Source organism: Kumtagia ephedrae (assembly GCF_003012745.1).
Lineage (GTDB): Bacteria > Pseudomonadota > Alphaproteobacteria > Rhizobiales > Rhizobiaceae > Kumtagia > Kumtagia ephedrae.
In genome coordinates this window covers 95,556-118,005 of sequence record NZ_PXYK01000022.1, presented here as the reverse complement: position 1 = coordinate 118,005, position 22,450 = coordinate 95,556, and the positions used below count along the sequence as shown (strand labels likewise).

The 22,450-nt window shown below is 66.6% G+C and carries 21 protein-coding genes and 1 tRNA gene; 16 read left to right on the top strand and 6 right to left on the bottom strand.

Going from position 1 to position 22,450, the window contains the following annotated elements; translation table 11 throughout:
* Positions 1–92 precede the first annotated feature (92 nt).
* Positions 93–953: an ABC transporter ATP-binding protein gene (locus C7I84_RS21325; protein WP_245428532.1), complete on the top strand. Its 861-nt coding sequence runs from the start codon at positions 93–95 to the stop codon at positions 951–953.
* Here the strand turns inward: C7I84_RS21325 and C7I84_RS30890 are convergent.
* Together C7I84_RS30890 and C7I84_RS30885 are read right to left on the bottom strand one after the other, a co-directional pair.
* Positions 923–1,168: a hypothetical protein gene (locus tag C7I84_RS30890; protein ID WP_280954230.1), complete on the bottom strand. Its 246-nt coding sequence runs from the start codon at positions 1,166–1,168 to the stop codon at positions 923–925. The genes C7I84_RS21325 and C7I84_RS30890 overlap by 31 nt on opposite strands.
* A 28-nt stretch (positions 1,169–1,196) precedes the next feature.
* Positions 1,197–1,502, bottom strand: coding sequence for a Uma2 family endonuclease (locus C7I84_RS30885; protein ID WP_280954228.1), 306 nt, complete (start codon positions 1,500–1,502; stop codon positions 1,197–1,199).
* Positions 1,503–1,709: 207 nt separating this feature from the next.
* On the opposite strand from C7I84_RS30885, the gene C7I84_RS21315 reads away from it, so the two are divergent.
* The 9 genes from C7I84_RS21315 (at position 1,710) to C7I84_RS21275 (ending at position 11,668) form a co-directional block, all read left to right on the top strand.
* A complete protein-coding gene (locus tag C7I84_RS21315; RefSeq protein ID WP_106774239.1) occupies positions 1,710–1,961 on the top strand; it encodes an aa3-type cytochrome c oxidase subunit IV in 252 nt (83 codons plus the stop codon).
* Between the two features lie 88 nt (positions 1,962–2,049).
* On the top strand, positions 2,050–3,345 hold the full coding sequence (locus C7I84_RS21310) for a Re/Si-specific NAD(P)(+) transhydrogenase subunit alpha (protein ID WP_106774238.1): 1,296 nt from the start codon (positions 2,050–2,052) through the stop codon (positions 3,343–3,345).
* The gene (locus C7I84_RS21305; protein WP_106774237.1) at positions 3,345–3,767 is read left to right on the top strand and encodes a proton-translocating transhydrogenase family protein; all 423 of its coding nucleotides are present in this window, start codon (positions 3,345–3,347) and stop codon (positions 3,765–3,767) included. Before C7I84_RS21310 ends, C7I84_RS21305 begins: the two co-directional genes overlap by 1 nt.
* A 1-nt stretch (position 3,768) precedes the next feature.
* Entirely contained in the window at positions 3,769–5,166 is a 1,398-nt protein-coding gene (locus tag C7I84_RS21300; protein ID WP_106774236.1) for an NAD(P)(+) transhydrogenase (Re/Si-specific) subunit beta, read from the top strand.
* A 34-nt stretch (positions 5,167–5,200) separates the two neighbouring features.
* Positions 5,201–6,052, top strand: a complete 852-nt coding sequence (locus C7I84_RS21295; protein WP_106774235.1) for a phosphotransferase family protein — start codon at positions 5,201–5,203, stop codon at positions 6,050–6,052.
* A 140-nt stretch (positions 6,053–6,192) separates the two neighbouring features.
* Positions 6,193–7,242, top strand: a complete 1,050-nt coding sequence (locus tag C7I84_RS21290) for a flavodoxin family protein (RefSeq protein ID WP_245428538.1) — start codon at positions 6,193–6,195, stop codon at positions 7,240–7,242.
* A gap of 141 nt (positions 7,243–7,383) precedes the next feature.
* A complete protein-coding gene (locus C7I84_RS21285) occupies positions 7,384–8,709 on the top strand; it encodes an NAD(P)/FAD-dependent oxidoreductase (RefSeq protein ID WP_106774233.1) in 1,326 nt (441 codons plus the stop codon).
* A gap of 302 nt (positions 8,710–9,011) precedes the next feature.
* Entirely contained in the window at positions 9,012–9,476 is a 465-nt protein-coding gene (locus C7I84_RS21280; protein WP_106774232.1) for a (2Fe-2S)-binding protein, read from the top strand.
* Entirely contained in the window at positions 9,473–11,668 is a 2,196-nt protein-coding gene (locus C7I84_RS21275; protein WP_106774231.1) for a xanthine dehydrogenase family protein molybdopterin-binding subunit, read from the top strand. The genes C7I84_RS21280 and C7I84_RS21275 overlap by 4 nt, the downstream gene beginning before the upstream one ends.
* A 382-nt stretch (positions 11,669–12,050) precedes the next feature.
* On the opposite strand, the gene C7I84_RS21270 is transcribed toward C7I84_RS21275, so the two are convergent.
* Positions 12,051–12,125 (bottom strand) — tRNA-Gly (locus C7I84_RS21270).
* Between the two features lie 191 nt (positions 12,126–12,316).
* On the opposite strand from C7I84_RS21270, the gene C7I84_RS21265 reads away from it, so the two are divergent.
* From C7I84_RS21265 to C7I84_RS21250, 4 genes are all read left to right on the top strand, one after another.
* Complete coding sequence (locus tag C7I84_RS21265) at positions 12,317–12,817, top strand: prolyl-tRNA synthetase associated domain-containing protein (RefSeq protein ID WP_106774230.1); 501 nt, start codon at positions 12,317–12,319, stop codon at positions 12,815–12,817.
* A gap of 57 nt (positions 12,818–12,874) precedes the next feature.
* On the top strand, positions 12,875–13,840 hold the full coding sequence (gene trxA, locus C7I84_RS21260; RefSeq protein ID WP_106774229.1) for a thioredoxin: 966 nt from the start codon (positions 12,875–12,877) through the stop codon (positions 13,838–13,840).
* Between the two features lie 186 nt (positions 13,841–14,026).
* Positions 14,027–14,698, top strand: coding sequence for an LON peptidase substrate-binding domain-containing protein (locus C7I84_RS21255; RefSeq protein ID WP_106774228.1), 672 nt, complete (start codon positions 14,027–14,029; stop codon positions 14,696–14,698).
* Positions 14,699–14,712: 14 nt separating this feature from the next.
* Positions 14,713–14,931, top strand: coding sequence for a Trm112 family protein (locus C7I84_RS21250; protein WP_207771049.1), 219 nt, complete (start codon positions 14,713–14,715; stop codon positions 14,929–14,931).
* A 175-nt stretch (positions 14,932–15,106) separates the two neighbouring features.
* Here the strand turns inward: C7I84_RS21250 and C7I84_RS21245 are convergent, their stop codons facing one another.
* Genes C7I84_RS21245 through C7I84_RS30670 form a run of 3 tightly spaced genes read right to left on the bottom strand, consistent with a single transcriptional unit; the run spans position 15,107 to position 20,842 of the window.
* Entirely contained in the window at positions 15,107–18,496 is a 3,390-nt protein-coding gene (locus tag C7I84_RS21245) for an error-prone DNA polymerase (RefSeq protein WP_106774227.1), read from the bottom strand.
* A complete protein-coding gene (locus tag C7I84_RS21240; protein ID WP_425351371.1) occupies positions 18,493–19,995 on the bottom strand; it encodes a Y-family DNA polymerase in 1,503 nt (500 codons plus the stop codon). The genes C7I84_RS21245 and C7I84_RS21240 overlap by 4 nt, the downstream gene beginning before the upstream one ends.
* Positions 19,877–20,842, bottom strand: coding sequence for an ImuA family protein (locus C7I84_RS30670; RefSeq protein ID WP_245428530.1), 966 nt, complete (start codon positions 20,840–20,842; stop codon positions 19,877–19,879). Before C7I84_RS30670 ends, C7I84_RS21240 begins: the two co-directional genes overlap by 119 nt.
* A 181-nt stretch (positions 20,843–21,023) precedes the next feature.
* On the opposite strand from C7I84_RS30670, the gene C7I84_RS21230 reads away from it, so the two are divergent.
* Positions 21,024–21,446 (top strand): metallopeptidase family protein, encoded by a 423-nt coding sequence (locus tag C7I84_RS21230; protein WP_106774224.1) that lies wholly within the window; start codon positions 21,024–21,026, stop codon positions 21,444–21,446.
* 111 nt (positions 21,447–21,557) lie between these two features.
* Positions 21,558–22,391: a 3'(2'),5'-bisphosphate nucleotidase CysQ gene (gene cysQ, locus C7I84_RS21225; RefSeq protein ID WP_280954227.1), complete on the top strand. Its 834-nt coding sequence runs from the start codon at positions 21,558–21,560 to the stop codon at positions 22,389–22,391.
* The last annotated feature ends 59 nt before the right edge of the window (positions 22,392–22,450 follow it).

The window sequence follows — 22,450 nt, the reverse complement described above, 5'->3', positions numbered from 1 at the left end:
GGACCGGCTGGAGGCCGACCAGGACATGATCGCGCCGCTGGTCGAGGCCGAGGCGAAGAAATACGCCGAGGCGAACGCGCCCTGGCCGGTGAATGAAGAATGCAAGTAACGCGGTTCTCCCTCCCCTCGAGGGGGAGGGAAGCGTCGCGCCCGCCCCCATCCTCTCGGTCAACAACATCGAGGTGATCTACGATCACGTCATCCTGGTGCTGAAGGGCGTGTCGCTGTCGGTCCCGACCGGCGGCACCACGGCGCTGCTCGGCGCCAATGGTGCGGGCAAGACGACGACGCTGAAGGCGATCTCCAACCTGCTGCGGGCCGAGCGCGGCGAGGTGACCAAGGGATCGATCGTGTTCGAGGGCGAGGAGGTGCAGGCGCGCTCGCCCAACGAGCTGGTGCGCCGCGGCTGCATCCAGGTCATGGAAGGCCGCCATTGCTTCGGCCACCTCTCGGTCGAGGACAACCTCTTGTCCGGCGCTTTCACCCGGCGCGACGGCAATGCCGCGATCCGCGCCGACCTCGACCTGGTCTACGACTATTTCCCGCGGCTGAAGGTGCGGCGCACCAGCCTGGCCGGCTACACCTCCGGCGGCGAGCAGCAGATGACGGCGCTTGGCCGGGCGCTGATGAGCCGCCCGAAGATGATCCTGCTCGACGAGCCGTCGATGGGGCTGGCCCCGCAGCTCGTCGAAGAAATCTTCGAAATCGTGCGAAAACTCAACGAGGAGCAGGGCGTCTCCTTCCTGCTCGCCGAGCAGAACACCAACATCGCGCTGCGCTACGCCAAATACGGCTACATCCTCGAATCCGGCCGCGTGGTGCTCGACGGCGCGGCCGAGGCGCTGCGCCGCAACGAGGACGTCAAGGAATTCTACCTCGGCATCGGCGGCGAGGGGCGGAAGTCGTTCCGAGACGTGAAGCATTACAAGCGCAGGAAGCGGTGGTTGTCGTAGGGGCTACTCGTCCATGGCCTGAGCGAGGTCGGTCGGCTCGAAGGACAGGTCCAGGTAAAGTTCCGAGAGAGGCAATGCCGCTTCGACCTCCGGCAGATCGTCGCGTCGAGGCCCTTTTCCTCGTGGTTGTGCCATCCGGCCTCGCCGCGGCGCCAAACCGTGACCCGCGGCGCCTCGGTATCGACCAGCAGGATCACCTTGACCGCGGCAAGCAGCTTGTATTCCTCCAGCTTCTGAAACCGGTCATAGCGGGTGGTGGAGGGCGATAGGACCTTTTCCGCATTCGATAAGAATGTCCGGCCGCCTTATTCCCCGGAACGTCCGAACAGAACGGTCATCCGTGCGAGGGCGGCAAGGTTTCCCGCGCAACTGATTGCCCAGCGAGACGATGGCGTTGACCGTCACGCTGTCGTGTCGATCCGTCGCGCCCGTCATCGCCTTGACGGTCAGAACCGGCACGCCGTCGACCAGCTCGTAGTTCCTGTCCTGGCGCTGCTGCCATTCGAAGAACTCCTCGACCGTCATCTTTTTTTGACGTGTCTCAGCCATGTCCGGTCCGATCGCTTCACGGGGCGACAGGATAGCAAATGCGGAGCGGCGAAAGAAGCGATCGATGGGAAGCGGCGCGTCGCTAGCGACCCCGGGTCGATTTTCAAGAAATGCGCGACGTTCTTGTCGCAGCAAGAATGGCAATCGCGGCATTGCCCTCGCGTCACGATTTCGCTATGTGCCGGAGAAGACCTTCGGAGGGACAGCATGGCCGACCAAACCCCGACCGGACCGCTCGAGCTGGGCGCCAAGATGGATTATTCCGAGCACGAAAATACCTACAAGCTGTTCGTGCAACTGGCGAAATGGGGCACGATCGTCTGCGTCGCGCTGGTTGCGGCGATGGCCTTCGGCTTTTTTACCGCCGGCGGCAGCTTTTTCTCCGCATTGGTGGTGTTCATCATTCTCGTCGCCGGCGGCGGATATCTGCTGCGCGACATTCCTGCGCATATTACCTGACCAGGCTGTCCCCGCCTGACGATTTCGTTCTGCGGCCGCCTGTGCTGGCCGCATGAGGGGCAACGTTCCAACCGGAGGGATTGAGGCGGTGGGACAAGTCATATTCATACCCCGCGAAACGGATTCGGGTGAGCCGCGCGTCGGCGGATCGCCGGACACGGTGAAGCGGCTGAAAGGCCTTGGCTTCGACGTGATCGTCGAGGCCGGCGCCGGTCTCGGCTCGCGCATCGTCGATGCCGATTTCGAGGCTGCGGGTGCCGTGCTCGGCAGGGCGTCGGACGCCGCCAAGGCTGACGTGGTGCTCAAGGTGCGCCGCCCGACGGCAGCCGAACTGAAAGGCTACAAGCCGGGCGCGGCGGTGCTGGCGATCATGGATCCCTACGGCAACGACGCGGCCCTTGCCGACATGGCGAAGGCCGGCGTGACCGGCTTCGCCATGGAGCTGATGCCGCGCATCACCCGCGCCCAGGTGATGGACGTGCTGTCCAGCCAGGCCAACCTCGCCGGCTACCAGGCGGTGATCGACGGCGCCGCCGAATACGACCGGGCGCTGCCGATGATGATGACGGCGGCGGGTACCGTGCCGGCGGCAAAGGTGTTCGTCATGGGCGTCGGCGTCGCCGGCCTGCAGGCGATCGCCACCGCGCGCCGCCTCGGCGCCGTCGTGACGGCGACCGACGTGCGCCCTGCGGTCAAGGAGCAGGTGCAGTCGCTCGGCGCCAAATTCCTTGCCGTCGAGGACGAGGAATTCAAGGCGGCCGAGACGGCGGGCGGCTACGCCAAGGAGATGTCGAAGGAATATCAGGCCAAGCAGGCGGCGCTGACGGCCGAGCACATCGCCAAGCAGGACATCGTCATCACCACGGCCCTCATTCCCGGCCGGCCGGCGCCGAAACTGATCTCGGCCGCGATGGTCGCCTCGATGAAGGCGGGATCGGTGATCGTCGACCTCGCCGTCGAGCGCGGCGGCAATGTCGAAGGCGCCAAGGCCGGTGAGGTGGTGACGACCGCCAACGGCGTGAAGATCGTTGGTCATCTCAACGTGCCGGGGCGCGTCGCAGCGTCGGCCTCGCTGCTCTATGCGAAAAACCTGTTCGCCTTCCTGGAGACGCTGATCGACAAAACCGGCAAGCAGCTTTCGATCAACCGCGATGACGATCTGGTCAAGGCGACCATGCTGACGGACGGCGGCAAGGTGGTGCACCCGAACTTCGCCAAGGCGGCGGACGTGCCTCATGTCGAACCGCCGGCGATCCCGGCGACGACCTTGGTCGCCGATGCCGCGGCAGGCGCCGAGCCGGCCCGGCCGAAGAAGGCGGCGCCGAAGAAAGCCGCGGGTGCTGGGGCCGCCAAGTCCGCCGGCAAGCCGAAGGGGGTTGCGTGATGGAAAAGACTGCTCTCGAGCAGACGCTCGACCAGCTCGAAAACGCTGTGGCGGCGGTACGCGCGGCAGCCGAGAACCTCGGACCCGGCGCGGCCGATGTGGCAGGCGACGCCGCGCATGCCGTCTCCGGCGGCGCGATCGACCCCTTCGTCTTCCGCTTCGCCATCTTCGTGCTGGCGATCTTCGTCGGCTATTACGTGGTCTGGTCGGTGACACCGGCGCTGCACACGCCGCTGATGGCCGTCACCAACGCCATCTCCTCGGTCATCGTGGTCGGCGCGCTGCTGGCGGTCGGCATCTCGGCCTCGGGTCTCGCCACCGGCTTCGGCTTCGTCGCGCTGATGCTCGCCTCGGTCAACATCTTCGGCGGCTTCCTCGTCACCCAGCGCATGCTGGCCATGTACAAGAAGAAGGAGAAGTGACGTGAACGAGAACGTCGCCTCCTTCCTCTACCTGGTCTCCGGCATCCTGTTCATCCTGGCACTCAGGGGCCTGTCGCATCCCACCACCAGCCGGCAGGGCAACATCTACGGCATGGTCGGCATGGCGATCGCCATCGTCACCACGCTGCTGCTGGCGCTGCCTTCGGGCGGCAAGTGGCTGCTCATCGCGGCCGGCCTTGCCATCGGCGGCGGTGTCGGCGCCTATGTCGCGCGCCGCATCGCCATGACGGCGATGCCGCAGCTGGTCGCCGCCTTCCACAGCCTGGTCGGCCTCGCCGCCGTCATGGTGGCGGCCGCCGCCATCTACGCGCCGGAAAGCTTCGGCATCGGCGCTGTCGGCGCCATCCACGGCCAGGCGCTGGTCGAGATGAGCCTCGGCGTCGCCATCGGCGCCATCACCTTCACCGGCTCGGTCATAGCCTTCCTCAAGCTCGACGGCCGCATGTCGGGCAAGCCGATCCTGCTGCCGGCACGCCATGTCATCAACATCCTGCTCGGCGCCGCGCTGGTCGTGCTCATCGTGCTCCTGGTCACCACGCAGAGCACGACCATCTTCTGGCTGATCGTCATCGTCTCGCTGGCGCTGGGCGTGCTGCTCATCGTCCCGATCGGCGGCGCCGACATGCCGGTCGTCGTGTCGATGCTGAATTCCTATTCGGGCTGGGCTGCCGCCGCGCTCGGCTTCACGCTGGGCAATCTGGCGCTGATCATCACCGGCGCGCTGGTCGGCTCCTCGGGCGCGATCCTCAGCTACATCATGTGCAAGGGCATGAACCGCTCCTTCATCTCCGTCATCCTCGGCGGCTTTGGCGGCGAGACGGCCGCGGTCGCCGACGACGGCATCGAGCGGACCGTCAAGCAGGGCTCGGCCGACGATGCCGCCTATCTGATGATGAACGCCCAGAAGGTGATCATCGTGCCGGGTTACGGCATGGCGGTTGCCCAGGCGCAGCACGCGCTGCGCGAGATGGCCGACAAGCTGAAGGCCGCCGGCGTCGAGGTCAAATACGCCATCCATCCGGTCGCCGGCCGCATGCCCGGCCACATGAACGTGCTGCTCGCCGAGGCCAACGTGCCCTATGACGAGGTCTTCGAGCTGGAGGACATCAACTCCGAGTTCGCGCAGGCCGACGTGGCCTATGTCATCGGCGCCAACGACGTGACCAATCCCTCGGCGCGCGACGACAAGTCGTCGCCGATCTACGGCATGCCCATCCTCGACGTCGACAAGGCGCGCACCTGCCTGTTCGTCAAGCGCTCGCTCGGCTCCGGCTATGCCGGCATCGACAACAGGCTGTTCTACAAGGACGGCACCATGATGCTGCTCGGCGACGCCAAGAAGATGACCGAAGAGATCGTCAAGGCGATGGACCACTGACCAGCGTTTCCGTACCGACGAACGTGCCGGAGGACTGCCGGCACGCCATCCTCGCGGCCTACCGCATCTGGCCGGCTCCGTCTTCAGCGTCGCCGGCAAAGGCTGGCACAGCCTCGCCGTCGAAGCGGGCGGGCTGATCTTCAAGTTTCCCGAAGGCGAGGAGGCCGAGACCGCGCTGCTGCGCGAGGCGAAGCTGCTCGCGGCCGTGCGCCCGCTGGTCACCATGCCGGTGCCGGACATGACGGTCCACCCGGGTCCGCCGCTGTTTTCAAAACACAGCAAACTGCCCGGCCGCACGCTGGAGCCCTCCGACTATCCCAGCCTGAACGACGCCGCCCGGGAGCGGCTCGCCGACGATCTCGCCCTGTTCTTCGCCGGGCTGCACGCGATCGATCCCTCCGTCATGCGCGCCGCGGGCGCCGAGCCGGTCGGCTGGTGGGATACGCGCGATGACACGCTGGCTCCCGCCTGGTCACTGCTGCCGCCGGAACTGCGCGCGGAAGCGGAGGCGGCGATCCGGGACTATCATGCGCTCGGCCCCGACCCGCTCGGCGAAGTCTACGGCTTCTTCGACGCACATGGCTGGAACATGGCCTTCGACCATGACGCGATGCCGCTTTGCGGCATCTTCGACTTCGCCGATTCCGGCTTCGGCCCGCCGCATCGCGAGTTCGTGCAGGTGTCGCTGATCGATCCCGATCTCGCCCGGCGCGCCATGCGGGCCTACGAGGTCCGCACCGGCAAGGCGCTCGACCCGCGGCGGGTCTTCCTGCTCGCGGCCGCCATGCGGCTCTCCGAACTCGCCGGCGCCGTCGAGACGGGCGAGAACGTGCCGATGATCCTGGACTTCGTCACCGGCTGGCTGCGTCAGCAAGCCGTCCGGTAGTCCAGAGGCCACGCGCCTCGTCCACCGGAACCGCAACTGCAACTCCGCGCGTGCGTTGAGCGGGAGCGATCAACGGCGCGAGGTGATTTCCGATGAAGGTTTCCGGACGGCTTTCCGGATCGACGACCCCGCGCAAGGGCATGCCCAGTCCTCGCCTCGCCGAAAGGGCGTTCAAGAAGCGCTACCTCGAGCAGTTCTTCGATCCGGCGTTCGACACGCTGCGTGGCGAGCTGGACAGGGTGGCGGACGTCGCCTGGCAGGCCTACGAGCAATCGCGAAAAAGCCCGGTGACGCGCAAGGCCGGGGAAACGTTCCACAATCCCGACTACGACCTTTCGGTCGACTGGATCGCCGCGCGCGACGCCATCCTCGCCGCGCAGGAGATCTACGAGGACAGGTCGCGAAAACCCCGCGTGTTGCTCATCAACGGCTCGTCGCGCAGCGAGCACACTTGCCCGAGCGAGATGTCGAAGAGTTTTCGCCTGGTCGAATGTGCGCGCGAAACTGTTGAGCAGGAGTTCGGCCTGCCGGTGACGATCCTCGACCTGTCGCGGCTCGCCTCGGAATACGGCCGGCACATCCATCCCTGCAAGGCCTGCTTCTCGACGGCCGCACCACTCTGTCACTGGCCCTGCTCCTGCTACCCAAACCACTCGCTAGGACAGGTCCAGGACTGGATGAACGACATCTATCCGCTCTGGGTGGCGGCGGCGGGCATCATGATCGTCACGCCGGTGAACTGGTATCAGGTGTCGTCGCCGGTGAAGCTGATGATGGATCGGCTGGTCTGTGCCGACGGCGGCAACCCGGACCCGACGCTCACCGACGGCAAGGATGCCGAGAAGGCGAAGAAGGTCGAGCTCGACGGCTGGGACTACCCGCGCCACCTGGCCGGCCGGCTCTTCTCGGTCGTCGTCCACGGCGACCTCGAAGGGGCGGAGAACGTGCGCCGCTCGCTTTCCGACTGGCTGCGCTTCATGCTCGCGCCGGCCGGTCCGCTGGCCGAGCTCGACCGCTATATCGGCTACTGGAAACCCTACGCCGACAGCCACCAGGAACTGGACCGCGACGAAGCGATCCAGGAGGAGGTCCGCAGCGCGGCGCGGACCCTTGCCCAGGCGGTCGTCGAGCGCCGCTCTGGCCGCTTCGTCATCCCGGGCGAGCACCTGAAGGAAGCCCGCCAGAAATAGCCATCCGGGTGCTCGTCGGAAGCGGCGACCGACTCAGGCTCGACCGCTGCCCGGCGCTGGTGCATTGCAAGGATCGCTTCGCGCAGGCATGGACTGGCACGTGACAATCCGGCGCGATGCCGCAAGCATTGGGGGAAATCCATGGGCCCTGCGGTCGATCCGGTCCCGACGGACGATGCCAGGCCCGATGCGGCCGACGTCGTCATCATCGGCGGCGGCATCATCGGGGTCAGCGCGGCGCTCTTCCTTGCGAAGAAGGGCGTTTCCGTCGTGTTGTGCGAAAAGGGCCATATTGCTGGCGAGCAGTCGAGCCGCAACTGGGGCTGGTGCCGACGCATGGGGCGCGACCCGCGCGAACTGCCGCTGATCGTCGAGGCGCTGAAGCTGTGGCCGGCCATGCAGGAGTTGGTCGGCGAGGACGTCGGCTTCCGCCGCTCCGGCATTCTTTATCTCTGCCGGGACGACAGCGACGTGGCATTCCACGAGGACTGGCTGAAGCGCGCCGGCGACTATGCCCTCGACACCCGTCTGATCGACGGAGAGGCGCTTTCGGCGCAGATGCCCGGCGCGCGGCGCGGCTTCAGGGCTGCGCTCTACACGCCGAGCGACGGCCGCGCCGAACCGCAGAAGGCGGCCCCGGCGATCGCCCGCGCGGCAAGGCGCGCCGGCGCGAAAATCCTTCTGAACTGCGTGGTGCGCGCGATCGACACCGCCGGCGGGCGGGTTTGCGGCGTCGTCACCGAGAAAGGTCTTATCCGCGCTTCCACGGTGATCGTCGCCGGCGGCGCCTGGTCGAGCCGGCTGTGCCGGCCGCTCGGCCTGCGCCTGCCACAGCTGGTCGTGCGCGCCTCGGTCCTGCGCACCGGTCCGGTCGAGGGCGGACCGGAGACCGCCGCGTGGGCGGACGGCTTCGCCTACCGCAAGCGTCTGGACGGCGGCTACACCATCGCCGGCGGCGCCCTGAGCTACCATGAGATCGTTCCGGACAGCTTTCGCTATTTCCGCGACTTCCTGCCGATGCTGATGAACGAATGGCGCTCGGTCGGCCTGCGCGTCGGCGCGGGCTTCGTGACCGGCCCGGCCGGACTGGCGCCTGCGCTGGGAGACAGCGGCTCGGTGTACGAACGCCATCGCACGCTCGACCCGGCGCCGGTGCCGCATATCGACCAGGCGCTGCGGACCATGGAGGAAGTCTTTCCGGTGCTGAAGGGCGTGCCGGTGCTGCAGCGCTGGGCAGGCTTCATCGACGCCACGCCGGACGCCGTTCCCGTCATCGCGCCGGTGAAGTCGCTGTCCGGCCTGGTCATTGCCACCGGCTTCTCCGGCCATGGCTTCGGCATTGGGCCGGCGGCGGGCCGGCTCGCCGCCGATCTGGCGACCGGCGACGCGCCGCTCGTCGACCCCGCCGCCTTCCGCTACGAACGCTTCATCGACGGCACGCGCCCGCGCCCGACGACGGGCGTTTGACGCCGACGCCCGCTTCGGCCCTCCGGCCTCATCGCGCGCCCGGCAAGAGCAAGGGCGGTCGCCGTAGCAGCTCCGTACCGTGAAAGCCAATCGCCCGCGTCGACCGCATCAACAATTCGTGACAATTGTATCCAATTGTATCGGCAGCCATGCCTGGACAAGCTTCTGCGACAGTGCCTCGCTAGCATTTCCCCTGCGGCCGTCCCGCTTCGGACGGATGGCGCAACGGAGAATATCCGGACCCGGACAATGAACGGCGAGACGGAAGTCGACATCAAGTTCTGGACGTGGAGAATGCCGGCATGACACTCACGCTGACCGTGAACGGCGCCACCTATGAGGTGGATGCCGAGCCCGAAACGCCGCTGCTGTGGGTGCTGCGCGACAGCATCGGCCTGACCGGCACGAAATTCGGCTGCGGCGTGGCGCAATGCGGCGTCTGCACCGTGCATGTGGATGGCGAGGCGGTCAGGTCCTGCGCCCTTCCCCTCGACAGCGTCGTCGGCACGCAAATCACCACCATCGAAGGCCTTTCAGGCGACAACAGCCATCCGGTCCAGCGTGCCTGGATCGAGCATGCCGTCCCGCAATGCGGCTACTGCCAGTCGGGGCAGATCATGTCCGCTGCGGCGCTGCTGCGGCAGACGCCCGATCCGACGGATGACGACATCGATGCCGCCATGGCGGGCAATTTGTGCCGCTGCGGCACCTACCCGCGCATCCGCCAGGCGATCCGCCGCGCCGCCGAGCTGATGGAGGACGCATGACCGTCATGGACACGCACATCTCGCGCCGGACGCTGATGCGGGCGATGCTCGGGGCCGGCGGCGGACTGGCCCTCGGCTTTCACATTCCCGGCGCGGCAGCCGCCGTGGTCGCGCCGAAACCCTGGACCACACCCACCGAAGGCGTCGAGATCAACGCGTGGCTGACGATCGACGCGGCCGGCAAGGTCACCATCCGCGTGCCGCATACCGAGCAGGGCCAGGGCGCCCTGACGTCGGTGTCCATGATGGTGGCGGAAGAGCTGGACGTGCCGTGGAAGAGCGTCCAGGCCGTGTTTGCCGACATGAACCGCCATGTCAACCAGGGCGGCGAGTACATCGTCACCAGCACGCACGGCTCGCAGCTGGTGCGCATGCAGCATCCCCACATCATGCGGGCCGGGGCCTCCGCGCGCGAGCGGCTGAAGCAGGCGGCCGCCGAGGCCTGGGGGGTCGACCGCTCGGCCGTCACCGCCCGGCAGGGCACGCTCTCGGCCGGCAACCGCAGCGGCAGCTATGCCGAGTTCGCCACGGCCGCGGCGGCGGTGACGCTGGACCGGGAGCCGGGCATCAAGCCGCCGGATCAATGGTGGCTGCTCGGGACGGCGGTCGCGAGGCTGGACGTCCCGGTGAAGGTGAACGGCAGCGCCCATTACGCCATCGACACGCGCCTTCCCGGCATGGTCTATGCCGCGGTCAAGAGCTGTCCCGTGCCGTGGGGGCGCCTGGCCGGCTACGACGCCGGCGAAGCGAGGAACCGCCCCGGCGTGGTGGACGTCGTCGAGTTCCGGGCGGTGCCGGGCAGGACTGGGCCTAATCACCTGCAGGACGGCATCGCCGTCGTCGCCGACAGCTGGTACCGCGCCAGGAGCGCGCTCGATCTGATCACGGTGGAGTGGGATTTCGGCACCGACGGCGGGGTCAGCGACGAAACACAGGCTGCCGAGGCAAGACGGCTTTGGGAAGAGCCCGGACAGGTCAGTCACGAGGAGGGCGACGACACCCTCGCCATGATCGCAGCCTCCGCGCGCGTGGTGAGCGCCGAATACCATCGGCCCTACGAGACGCATGCCCGCATGGAGCCGATCAACGCGACCGTCAGCGTCACTGGCGAACGCGTCGACGTCTGGTCGCCGACGCAGAACCAGGCGAGCGCGCTGGAGATCGTGGCCGACGAGCTCGGCCGCGATACCAGGGATGTCTTCGTCCACACCGTGTTCATCGGCGGCGCCTTTGGCGGCAACGGCGGCGGCAACACCGCCGTCACGCGCCAGGCGGCAATGCTTTCCCGGCAATTGGGCCGGCCGGTCAAGGTCATATGGTCGCGCGAGGAGGACATCGCCCAGGACAAGCAGCGGCCGCCGCATTACACTCGGCTCTCGGCCGCGCTGGGCGAGAACGGCCTTCCCGAGGCGTTCTTCTCGCGCGCCGTCTGGTTCGCGTACCAGGGGGCGTCGAGTCATGGCCCGGCGACGGCCGACTACGCCATCGGGACGATGCCGTACCGCGTACCGAACCGGCGCCACGAACGCCACAACCCCGCCGCCCATATCCCGACCACGACGCATCGCGCCCCCGGCGCCAACCAGAACGGCTTCATCATCGAACAGTTCGTCGACGAGATGGCCTTGGCCGGCGGCTGGGATCCGCTCGAATGGCGGCTGGAGATGACCAAGGGCATGGAGCCCTGGCAGCGGGTGCTCATTAAGCTGAAGGAGGTCTCGGGCTTCACAACCGATCTGCCGCGCGGCGAGGGCATGGGCGTCGCCGTCGTCGAGGACCATGGCTCCTATTGCGGCGCCTGCGCCACCGTAACGGTCAGCCGCGGCGGCGAGCTTCGCATCGAAAAGATCGTCCTGGTGATGAACAGCGGCTACATCATCAATCCGCTCAACGCGGCCGAGCAGATGGAGGGTGCCGCCTGCTGGGAGCTGAGCCATGCGCTGAACGGCGGTCTGCAATTGCGGGACGGACAGTTCGCCAACCTGAACTTCGACAGCTACAATCTGATGCGCATCGACCAGATGCCCGCGGTGGAATGCCATTTCGCGCTGTCGCAGGACGGCTGGTGGGGCGGCGTGGCCGAACCCGGCGGCCCGCCAGTGCCACCCGCCGTCGCCAACGCGATCTTCTTCGCCACCGGCAAGCGCGCCCGCTCGACACCGATCAGCCGGCATGATCTGAGCTGGTCCTGACGCGACCCGGCAGGACCAGCCCATCAATGCTGCACGGCCATCCTTGAAGGCTTTTGCCGACCTGCACGCGTCCTTGCGCGGACGGATGTATTTCGGTTGAACGGAGAACGAACGCAGCGGGAGTGTGGCTGGTCACCATCGCTTCGCTTGCTCCGGGCCGTATCGGCGGAATTGGTTCGCCGCCTGCACTCCGATGGCGGGCACGAAACAAAGCCCGGCCTATGACCGGCTGCATATCCTCACCGGCAAGGGGCACGGCTATGACGGCATCGCCGCGCAATTTGCACGGCACGGCCCTCCGGCTCTCAGCAAAACTCCCCGGCGCCAAAAAGCAGAAGGCCCGGTCGCCCGAGCCTGTAAGCCATTCAAACCTAAGTAGAATTGGAGCGGGCGAAGGGATTCGAACCCTCGACCCCAACCTTGGCAAGGTTGTGCTCTACCCCTGAGCTACACCCGCTCGCGCGGCGCAGGCGCCGCAAGCCGCGCCTATATGGCCGAAGCGCCGGCCGATTGCAACAGGGAAATTGGACGAAGCGGAGCAGCGATGAGCCGGGGTTCGGCGGACAGCGCGGCGTGTCGCAGCGGAAGGCTTGTTTCGGCTTCGCGCATTGGCCATAAGCAAGGCTTCAGCCGAACCCGAGCCCGATCATGCCGAAGACCCCCGCCGAGCTTTTTGCCTTCCTGGATAAGCTCGGCATCGCTGTGGTGACGAAGGAGCACCCGCCGCTGTTCACCGTGGCGGACTCCCGGGCCCTGCGCGGCGAGATCGCCGGCGCCCACACGAAAAACCTGTTCCTCAAGGACAAGAAGGACAATTACTTCCTGGTCACGGTGGACGAGGAGGCCGAGGTCGACCTCAAGCAGATTCACCATCTGATCGGCGCTGCCGGCCGGGTGTCGTTCGGCAGGCCCGAAGCGCTGATGGGGTTTTTGGGCGTCGTGCCCGGGGCGGTCACGGTATTCGGTCTGATCAACGATGACGGCCGCCGGGTCCGCGCCGTATTGGACGAGTCGCTCATGCGCAATGCGTTGGTCAACGCCCATCCGTTGACCAACGAGGCAACGACGACGATTGCAAGCGGCGACCTGCTGCGCTTCGTGCAGGCGACCGGCCACGAGGCTGCCATCTTGAAAGTGACGGCGGGATAGCCACATGCTGGGCAAACCGGCTTTTGGCGCCAGAGACAGGGCGGACGACGAACACAGATGAGCAACGAGCACAATCCCTACGCAAGCGCGGCCAGCCCCTATTCGGCTAGCGTCCAGTTCGGCACGCAGCCCGACGCCGATGCCCAGGCGGCCGCGACCGCGATCAAGGACACGACGACGGCGAGTTTCGCCACCGACGTGCTGCAGGAATCGCGCAAGCAACCGGTTCTGGTGGATTTCTGGGCGCCCTGGTGCGGCCCCTGCAAGCAGCTCGCCCCGGCCCTGGAAAAGGTCGTCCGCGCCTCCGGCGGCAAGGTCAAGCTCGTCAAGATGAACATCGACGAGCATCCCTCCGTTGCCGGCCAGCTCGGCATCCAGTCGATCCCGGCGGTCATCGCCTTCAAGAACGGCCAGCCGGTCGACGGTTTCATGGGCGCCGTTCCCGAAACCCAGATCCGCGAATTCATCGACCGTGTCGCCGGCAAGGGCGCGGGTCCGCAGATCGCCGAGGCGCTTGCCGCCGCCGCGCAGGCCCGCGAGGCAGGAGACCTGCAGACGGCCGCCGGCCTGTTGGAGGCCGTTCTTGCCGAGCAACCCGACAATGTCGAGGCGCTCGGCGGACTTGCCGATCTGCTGCTCGAGACCGGCGACCGCGCCGGCGCTGAGGAGCTGCTGGCTGGCGTGCCGGAGGACAAGAAGGACGCGCCCGCGGTTGCGGCGGTACGCGCCAAGATCGCGTTGGCCGCGCAGGCCGCCGAACTGGGCGACTCCGCGGAGCTCGAGCGCCGGCTCGCCGAGAATCCGAAGGATCATCAGGCGCGCTTCGATCTCGCCATGATCCAGAACGCGCTCGGCAAGCGTACAGAGGCGGCCGACAATCTGCTCGCCATCGTCAAGGCCGATCGGACATGGAACGACGACGCCGCGCGTGCCCAGCTGCTGCAGTTCTTCGACGCGTGGGGCTTGATGGACGAGGTCACACTGGCGACCCGCAGAAAGCTCTCTTCGATGCTGTTTTCCTGATCGTCGGAGAGTCTCGTGGAGCCGGCCTTGCGAATGAAGGCCGGCGCTCCAGATTAGGGCATGATCCCGAAAAGCTGCAGACTTTTCGGACAAAGATCATGCGGCAAGACAAAAAGGTGGAGCGGGATGCCGGTTCAACCTGATCGCATTCCGCTTTAAGGAAGCGGATGGCAACGGAGGAGATGGATGCAGGCGGGAAACGCCAATTACCGAACCGCCTCCGACGTGCCGACGATGGTACCGGTGTTTCCGCTGTCGGAAGCCCTGCTGCTGCCCGGCGGCCGCATGCCCCTCAACATTTTCGAGCCGCGTTACCTGCAGCTGATCGATGATTCGATGCGCGGCGAGCGCATCGTCGGCATGGTGCAGCCGGCGCTCGACGGGAGCAAGCGCGAGGACGGCGAGCCGGAACTCTGCGAAGTCGGTTGCCTGGGGCGCATCATCTCGCTCACCGAAACCGGCGACGGCCGCTACATGATCTCGCTGCAGGGCATCTGCCGCTACAGGATCCTGCAGGAGCTGCCGGTGAAGACGCCGTTCCGCCAGTGCCGCATCGCACCCTTCATCGGTGATCTCGCCGAGGACCAGGGCGGCGGCGACGTCAATCGCCCGGCACTCCTGAAGGCGTTTCGCGCCTATCTCCAGGCGAACGATCTGGAAGCCGACTGGGAGAGCGTCAGCCGCGCCGACAATGCGATGCTGGTGAATGCGCTGTCGATGATGGCGCCCTACGGCATGGCCGAGAAGCAGGCGCTGCTCGAGGCACCGGATCTGAAGACGCGCGCCGACACGCTTATCGCCATCACCGAGATGACGCTGGCGCGCGAGAACGACGATTTCGGCTCCAGCCTGCAATAGATGGGCCGGGACGGATGCGCGAGGAGACGGACAGGAACAGGATCGATCCAAAGCTTCTGGAGCTTCTGGTCTGCCCGCTCACCAAGGGCCCGCTGCGCTTCGACGCGGAGCATGACGAACTCGTCTCGCGCGCGGCGAAGCTCGCTTATCCCATTCGCGACGGCATCCCGGTGATGCTGCCCTCGGAGGCGCGGACGCTGTCCGAAGACGATGGGCCGCGAAAAGAACCCTGAGCCCTCTCTTGACGGACACCTCCTTCCGTTCAGTGTAAATGCGGCAGGCATTGGCAGGCGACGGAATGGTTGGCCTTCCCGCTCGCGCTGCCGGAGCAACTCCGGCGGGATTTCCGCCCGAATTGCGAAAGACAAGGGGAAGAGCAGTTCCGTCGCTTCGAAAACAGGAAATGCTCTATTGAAAATTGCGTCCCTTCGGCATGACCTTCTGCACCTCCTGCACCATCATTCTCGGCGTTTTCGATCTTGCGGGGTTTGGCGGGGCTCGTGGCCTGTCCTCGGGAGCATGGACATGGTCCGCAGCCGGAGGGGGAGAGCCCGTTTCGGGTCCTTCGAGCAGCAGGCCGAGCCAGGAAGACAGGTCCTCCATGCGCTCGGCGACGATGTGGACGACTCCCGACTCCGACTGCAGCTTGCCGGTGACGCGGATGAATTTCGAGCCCATGACGACCGGCCGGAACCGCTCGAACTCGCGTGCCCAGATGATGATGTTGGCGACCGCCTTCTCGTCCTCCAGGGTGAGGAAGATGGCATTGCCCTTGCCGGGCCGCTGACGCACCAGCACCAGCCCGGCGACGGAGACGCGCCTGCCATTCTCCACCGCCGCAAGCCTTTCATTGGGCACGATGCCGGCCCGGTCGAGACGCCGGCGCAGGAATGAAACCGGATGGGCCTTCAGCGACAGACCGAGCGAACGGTAGTCGTGGACCACATGTTCGCCGACGGGCATGACCGGCAGCACGGTTTTGGGTTCGTTGTCGACCAGCCGGATTTCCGGCCGGTCGAACAGGGGCAGCCGTTCGGCCGCGCTCCTGCCGTCGAGCGCCCGCACCGCCCATAGAGCGGCGCGCCGGTCGAGGCCGAGCGACCCGAACGCATCGGCCTGTGCCAGCTTCTCGATCTCCTCGATATGGAGCCCGGAACGCAGCCACACGTCGCGCACCGATTCATAGCCGCTCCCGCGCCTGTCGAGGAATCGCTCCATCCGATCCTCGGACAACCCCTTGACCTGGTTGAAGCCGAGGCGGACGGCATTCATGGTCCTGATCACGCGGCGCATCTCGACATGGCGGGCGATGATGCGCGCGGGATCGAAGCGGGCCCGCTCCAGCGTGCAGCTCCAGTCCGAAAGATTGACGTCGACGGGCCTCACCTCGACGCCATGATCCTCCGCATCGCGCACCAGCTGGGCAGGCCGGTAAAAGCCCATCGGCTGCGAGTTCAGGATCGCGGCGCAGAAGACGTCCGGATAGAAGGTCTTGAACCAGCAGGAGGCATAGACGAGCAGCGCGAAAGACGCCGCATGGCTCTCGGGAAAGCCGTAATCGCCAAAGCCCTTTATCTGGTTGAAGCAGCGCTGTGCAAAATCCCTGGAGTAGCCGTTCTTGATCATCCCCTCGATCATTCGGGCTTCATACTCCTCGATCGTCCCATTGCGCTTGAAGGTCGCCATCGCACGGCGCAATTGATCCGCCTCGCCCGGAGAGAAGCCGCCGGCGTCGATGGCGATCTTCATCGCCTGTTCCTGAAACAGCGGCACGCCCAAAGTCCGGACAAGGATCTTCTTCAGCTCCGGGCTCGGATAATCCACCTTCTCGATGCCCATCCGCCGCCGCAGATAGGGATGCACCATGTCGCCCTGGATCGGACCGGGGCGGACGATCGCCACCTCGATGACCAGATCGTAGAATTTTCGCGGCCGCAGCCGCGGGAGCATGGACATCTGGGCCCGCGACTCGATCTGGAACACGCCCAGCGTATCGGCCCGGCAGATCATGTCGTAGACGCGCGGGTCCTCCTTGGGCATGGTGTCGAGCGTCAGCAGCCGGCCATGGCGGTCGCGCAACCGGTAATGTTCCTCGAGCAGGGCAAAGGCTCGCTTGAGGCAGGTCAGCATGCCGAGCGCCAGCACGTCGACCTTGAGGATACCGACCGCGTCGAGATCGTCCTTGTCCCATTCGACCATCTTGCGTTCCTCCATCGCCGTCTTGACGATGGGCACGATCTCGTCGAGCCGGTCCCGGGTGATGACGAAGCCGCCGACATGCTGTGAGAGATGGCGCGGGAAGCCCATGATCTCGTTGGCGCGCGCGATCACGTGCCGGGTCAACGGCTCGGCCCTGTCGAGGCCGCCGGCCTTCGCCTCCTTGTCGCCGAGCTCGGACGACGACCAGCCCCAGATCGATCCCGACAGCGCGCCGCGCACGTCGTCGGACAGGCCCATGGCCTTGGCGACCTCGCGCATGGCCGAGCGGCCGCGATAGCAGACCACGGCAGCCGCAAGGGCGGTGCGTTTCTCGCTGTATTTCCTGTAGATGTAGGCGATGATCTCGTCGCGCCGCTCGTGTTCGAAATCGACGTCGATGTCGGGCGGTTCGTCGCGTTCCGTCGACACGAAGCGCTCGAACAGAACCTCCGTTAGGTTGGGGTTCACCTCGGTGATGCCGAGACAATAGCAGATGACTGAATTCGCCGCCGAGCCGCGCCCTTGGCAAAGCACCTTGGCTTCCTCGCGGGCAAACCGGACGATGTCGCGGACAGTCAGAAAATACCGGGCATATTTCTTTTCGCCGACGATCCCCAGCTCATGCCGTATCAGGCCGGCGACCTTGTCCGGAACACCGTCGGGATAGCGTTTCCCTGCTCCCTCCCAGGTCAATCTTTCCAGTTCGGTTTGCGGGTCTACTCCCTCCTCGGTGGTCTCTTCCGGGTAATTGTGCTGCAGTTCCTTCAGAGAAAAGGACAGGCTTTGCGCGAACCGCAGCGTTTCGGCCAGGGCCTCGGGATAGCGGCGGAACAGGCGTGCCATCTCGGCCGGCGGCTTCATGTGGCGTTCGGCATTGGCGGAAAGCGCGAAGCCGGCCTCGCCGATCGGGACATTGAGCCTTATGGCGGTCAGCGCATCCTGCAGCGGGCGCCGGCTGGCCGAGTGATAGAGCACGTCGTTCGTCGCCATCAGCCGAAGCCCCGCCGATGCCGCAATTGCCGCAGCCTGCTCGATCCGGAATCGATCGTCACCGCCATAGTCGGGAGCGACGGCCAGCCAAAAATTGCTGGCGAAGCGCGCCTTGAGCCGGCGAAGCAGCGCAAGCGGATCATCGGCTGCGGGCGACAGGTCGGGCAGCACTGCAAGCGACATCCGGTCGCCCCATTCGAGCAGATCGCCCAGTTCGAGGAGCGTCGCGCCTTTCGGATTTTCCTCGCGCATGTTCGCCTGGGTGAGCAGGCGGCAGAGATGTCCCCAACCCTCCCGATCCTGCGGATAGGCAAGGATGTCCGGCGTGCCGTCCCCGAAAACCAGCCGGCAGCCGGGATGATAAGCCAGTGAAACCGGTTCGTCCTCTTCCGACAGCTTGATGAGTTTCGACCGGCTCCAGGCGCGGACCACGCCGGCGACGGAGTTGCGGTCGGCAAGCCCCATGCCGGCGTGTCCGAGAGCGCATGCCGCGACCACCAGCTCCTCCGGGCTGGACGCGCCGCGCAGGAAGGAAAAATTCGACTGCACGCCGAACTCGACATAATGCGGCGAAGCCGGCTGATGAGACCTTGCAGGCTGCGTGCTCATGCGAAGATCCCCTGCATGAACCAGCGCGGCGCTGTCGTCGCACCGTAAAGACCCTGCCGATAGAGCCAGTAGCGGCGGCCCTCCTCGTCCTCAATGCGGAAATAGTCGCGCGTCTCGCTCTTCTCCGCCTCGCGCCACCATTCCGGCGCGATGCGCTCCGGTCCCTCCGCGCGCACCACGCGATAGGACACCCGTCGCCAGCGGAACCGCAGCGGCGGTCCCTCCGGCACCTCGGCAGCGGTGATCTCGACATGTTCGGGCTGGTCGAAGACGCGGAGCGGGCGCTCCTTTCCGACAGCCGGCTGACGGATCGCCGTTCTTGCATCATCGGGCAGGCTGGAGAAGGGAACTGCCGCCGCTGCCCGCTCCGGAAGATGGCTTTCCACGAGGCGCGGCCTGCGGATGGCCTCGTCGCCGAGCTTGGCGCGCACCCGGTCGGCGAAAAGCGCGATGTCGCCGGCGGCGTCCGCCATGGTCCCGTCGAGATCGGCCTGTGCGGGATCGAGGCGTGCCGCCGCCAGCACGCACAGCCTGATCAGGTCGAAACCGAAACCCGCGTCGATGTCCGTTGCGAGCGCAGTCAATTTTTCGTGGAAGAGTCTCTGGATCAGCCCGGGTTCGCGCAGCGGGCGCGAACTGCCCACCATGATCCGGCTCACGGCCCCGTCGACCCGGAACAGATGCAGCTGCAGCCGCTCGGCGCCTTCGCCGCGCCGCTCCAGATCCCTCTTCAACTGCCTTGCCAGCAGCGCCACCATCATCTCGATGTCGTCCAGCAGGCCGATCGGCTCGGCGAGCGGCCGCTCGGCCGAGAGCGATGGAACCGGCAGCCGCGGCGAGATGGTTTCCTGCACCCGCCCCAGCGCCTGGTCGAGCCTCAGCACCACCTTTTTGCCGAACCGGCGCACCAGCGGCGCCCGCGGCGCGGCCATGATGGCGCCCGAGGTGCGCAGCCCGACGCTTTCGAGAAGGGCGCGCGTCTCCGGTTCCAGCCGCAGCGCCGCCAGCGGCAAGGGCGCCAGCAGGTCCTCCTCCTCGCCGGGCCCGACCACCGTGGCACCGCCGAAGCGCGCCGCCGCCCAGGCAGCCCCGGCCGTCGAGGCAAGGCCGGCGCGCACGTCGAAACCCTGATGGAAGAAGCGGCCGAGCAGGTCGTCCAGCATGGCGCGCTCGCCGCCGAACAGATGCGCGCAGCCGGTGATGTCGAGGAACAGCCCGTCCTCGTCGTCGAGTGCCACCAGCGGGGTGTAGCGGTCGCACCAATCGGCAAGGCTTTCGAGCAGCCGCCGGTCGGCCGCGCCATCCGCCTCGACGACCTCGATCGCCGGATGGATGGCGCGCGCCTCGGCGATGCCCATGCCGATCCTGAGCTTCAGCTCCCTAGCCCGTGCGTCGAAGGCGGCGATGCGCCGCGTATTGCTCTCCAGCCGGCTGAACACCAGCGGCTGCGTCCCGCCGTGCCCCTGCGCCCGCCAGGCCTTTCCCAGCCGCTGCCGCAACAGCCGGTCCGCGGGGAGGTAGGGGAACCACAGGGACAGTATCCGTTGCGGAGTGCTTCCGTCTTTCGCGAAAGGCATCATCGATCCACTCCAGGGTGAAGGCGGCGTGAATTGCGGTCCGGCTCTTGCCGATCGTCACCCGGAAGGCCGGCGGGCCGATCGAGCCGGCGAGAGGGCCCGCCAGGGTAAGCCGCGGTGCCGCCGGCGCCGCCGCGACGGTGAGGCGCAGCGGTGCCGCCGTCGGTTCCGGTTCGCCGGCGGCGCGGACGAGGAAGAGCGGCAGCCCGGCAAGCAGGGCGCGCCGGTGCAGGCGCCGCGTCGCGGTGAGGTCGAGCACCGGCGGATTGCCGCGGATTTCGAGCAGGACGGCCTGGAAGGCATCGAGACGCGCGGCCTCCTCGGCGATCCACAGCACGTCGGTGAGCTTTTCGGCTTCGGCGACGAGAAGGTTTTCCGGCGACAGGCCGAAACGTGCGGTCAGCCCCGGCGCATAGGGCCGGCCCGCCTCCCGGAAGATGTCCGCCGTGCCGACCCAGAGCAGGGGCCGGACGCCCTTCTCCTGCGCCAGCAGGCGCACGAGCGCCAGCGCGAAACCGGCGGCCGCGCCGGCATCGCGGCTGGCATGGCCGTGGATTTCGGCAAGGCCGCTGGCGGGAAGTCCGCCGCCGAGGGCCGCATCCAGGCGCTGCACGCCGATGGGGAGCATGTCCTTGCCGCCTGTGGCATCCAGCTCCTGAGAAGCCGCCTCCTGCCGCTCGTCGAGGCGTTCGGCCAGACGTCCCTCGATCTTCGCGATTTGATGGCGCAGGGTGCGAACGAGATCCTGCGCCACGGCATGCGCTGCCATGACGATAAACTTCCGACCGACATTGTTCCTGTTATGTTCTAATAGATTCCAGAGCGCCTCCCGGGAGTCAAGCAGACTCTGCAAGAATTTATTCCTCTGGGCTGGCGCTTTTCTCCGGTTCCCGCGCAAAAGCCTCGAAACCCGCGGGCCAAAAGGCTATATGCGCCCGAAAGGACAGGAAATGGCCCGCATCTATCAGACCCGCGCCTGGCATGACCAGCTTTCGCCCTCCATGGAGGAATTCGAGCTTCTGGCGCTGGAGGCCTATGCGCATCTTCCGCAAGAATTCCGCAAGCTGACGGGCGAGGTGATCATCCAGATCGCCGAATTCCCCACCGAGGAGATCATGGACGACCTCTCGCTGGAAACGCCGTTCGACCTGCTCGGCCTGTTCGAGGGCCGCGGCATCGCCGAACGCTGGAACCCGGCGACCGGCGAAGGTCCGAACCGGGTGACGCTCTACCGCCGCGCCATCCTCGATTATTGGGCCGAGAACGAGGAGACGCTGGGCTCGATCGTCAACCATGTGCTGATCCACGAGATCGGCCATCATTTCGGCCTTTCCGACGACGACATGGAAAAGATCGAGGAAAGCGTCGAATAGCGCATCCCTCAACCTTGAGCCCGCTTCACGACCGGCATGCGATCCTCGTGGATTTCCGGGTGCGCAATGCTATAGCGGCAGACAGCAACGGACCCGATCGGACACTCTCGCGTGACCCCAAAAACCCTGATCGACATCGGCCTCGCGGCCGGCCGCGAAATCATGGCGGTCTATGCCGACGGGGCGTTCGGCCACCGCCGCAAGACCGACGGCTCGCCGGTTACCGAAGCCGATCATCGCGCCGAGGCCGTGATCCTGCGGGGACTGGCGGCTGAATGCGCCGGCATTCCCGTGGTCGCCGAGGAGGAAGCAGCCGCCGGTCGCGTGCCGCGCACGGCGGAACGATTCTTCCTGGTCGACCCGCTGGACGGCACCCGCGAATTCATCCAGCGCAACGGCGAGTTCACCGTCAACATCGCCCTGATCGAAGGCGGCCGTCCGGTCATGGGCATGATCCATGCGCCGGCGCTCGGCCTGGTCTTCGCCGCCGCCGGCAACGAGGCCTGGCGCGCCGACGTCGAGCACGGCCTTGCCGGGCCGCTGCGCCGCATCGTCACCCGCCCTGCGCCGACGCGCCTGGCTGTCGTCGGCAGCCGCGTCAACTGCGCCGAGGACACCATCGAATGGCTGAAGCGCTTCGACGTCGAGGCGCTGGTGTCGCGCGGCTCGTCGCTGAAATTCTGCCTGGTCGCCTGCGGCGAGGCCGATCTCTACCCGCGTTTCGGCCGCACCATGGAATGGGACACGGCCGCCGGCGACGCCATCCTGCGGGCTGCCGGCGGCATGACCATGACCGTCGACGGCATTCCGCTCACCTATGGCAATCGCAACCGGCCCGGCCAAGCCGATTTCGCCAATCCTTCTTTCGTGGCGCTCGGCGACCTTATGCTGCGTGACGCTGCCGGAAGGCGGTTGCTGGAGCCGGACAGGCACGTTGTCCGCTGATCGGGCCGTCCCGCGTGCGCAACCGCGTTCCTGCCGCGGCTGCCTCAACGACATTTCCG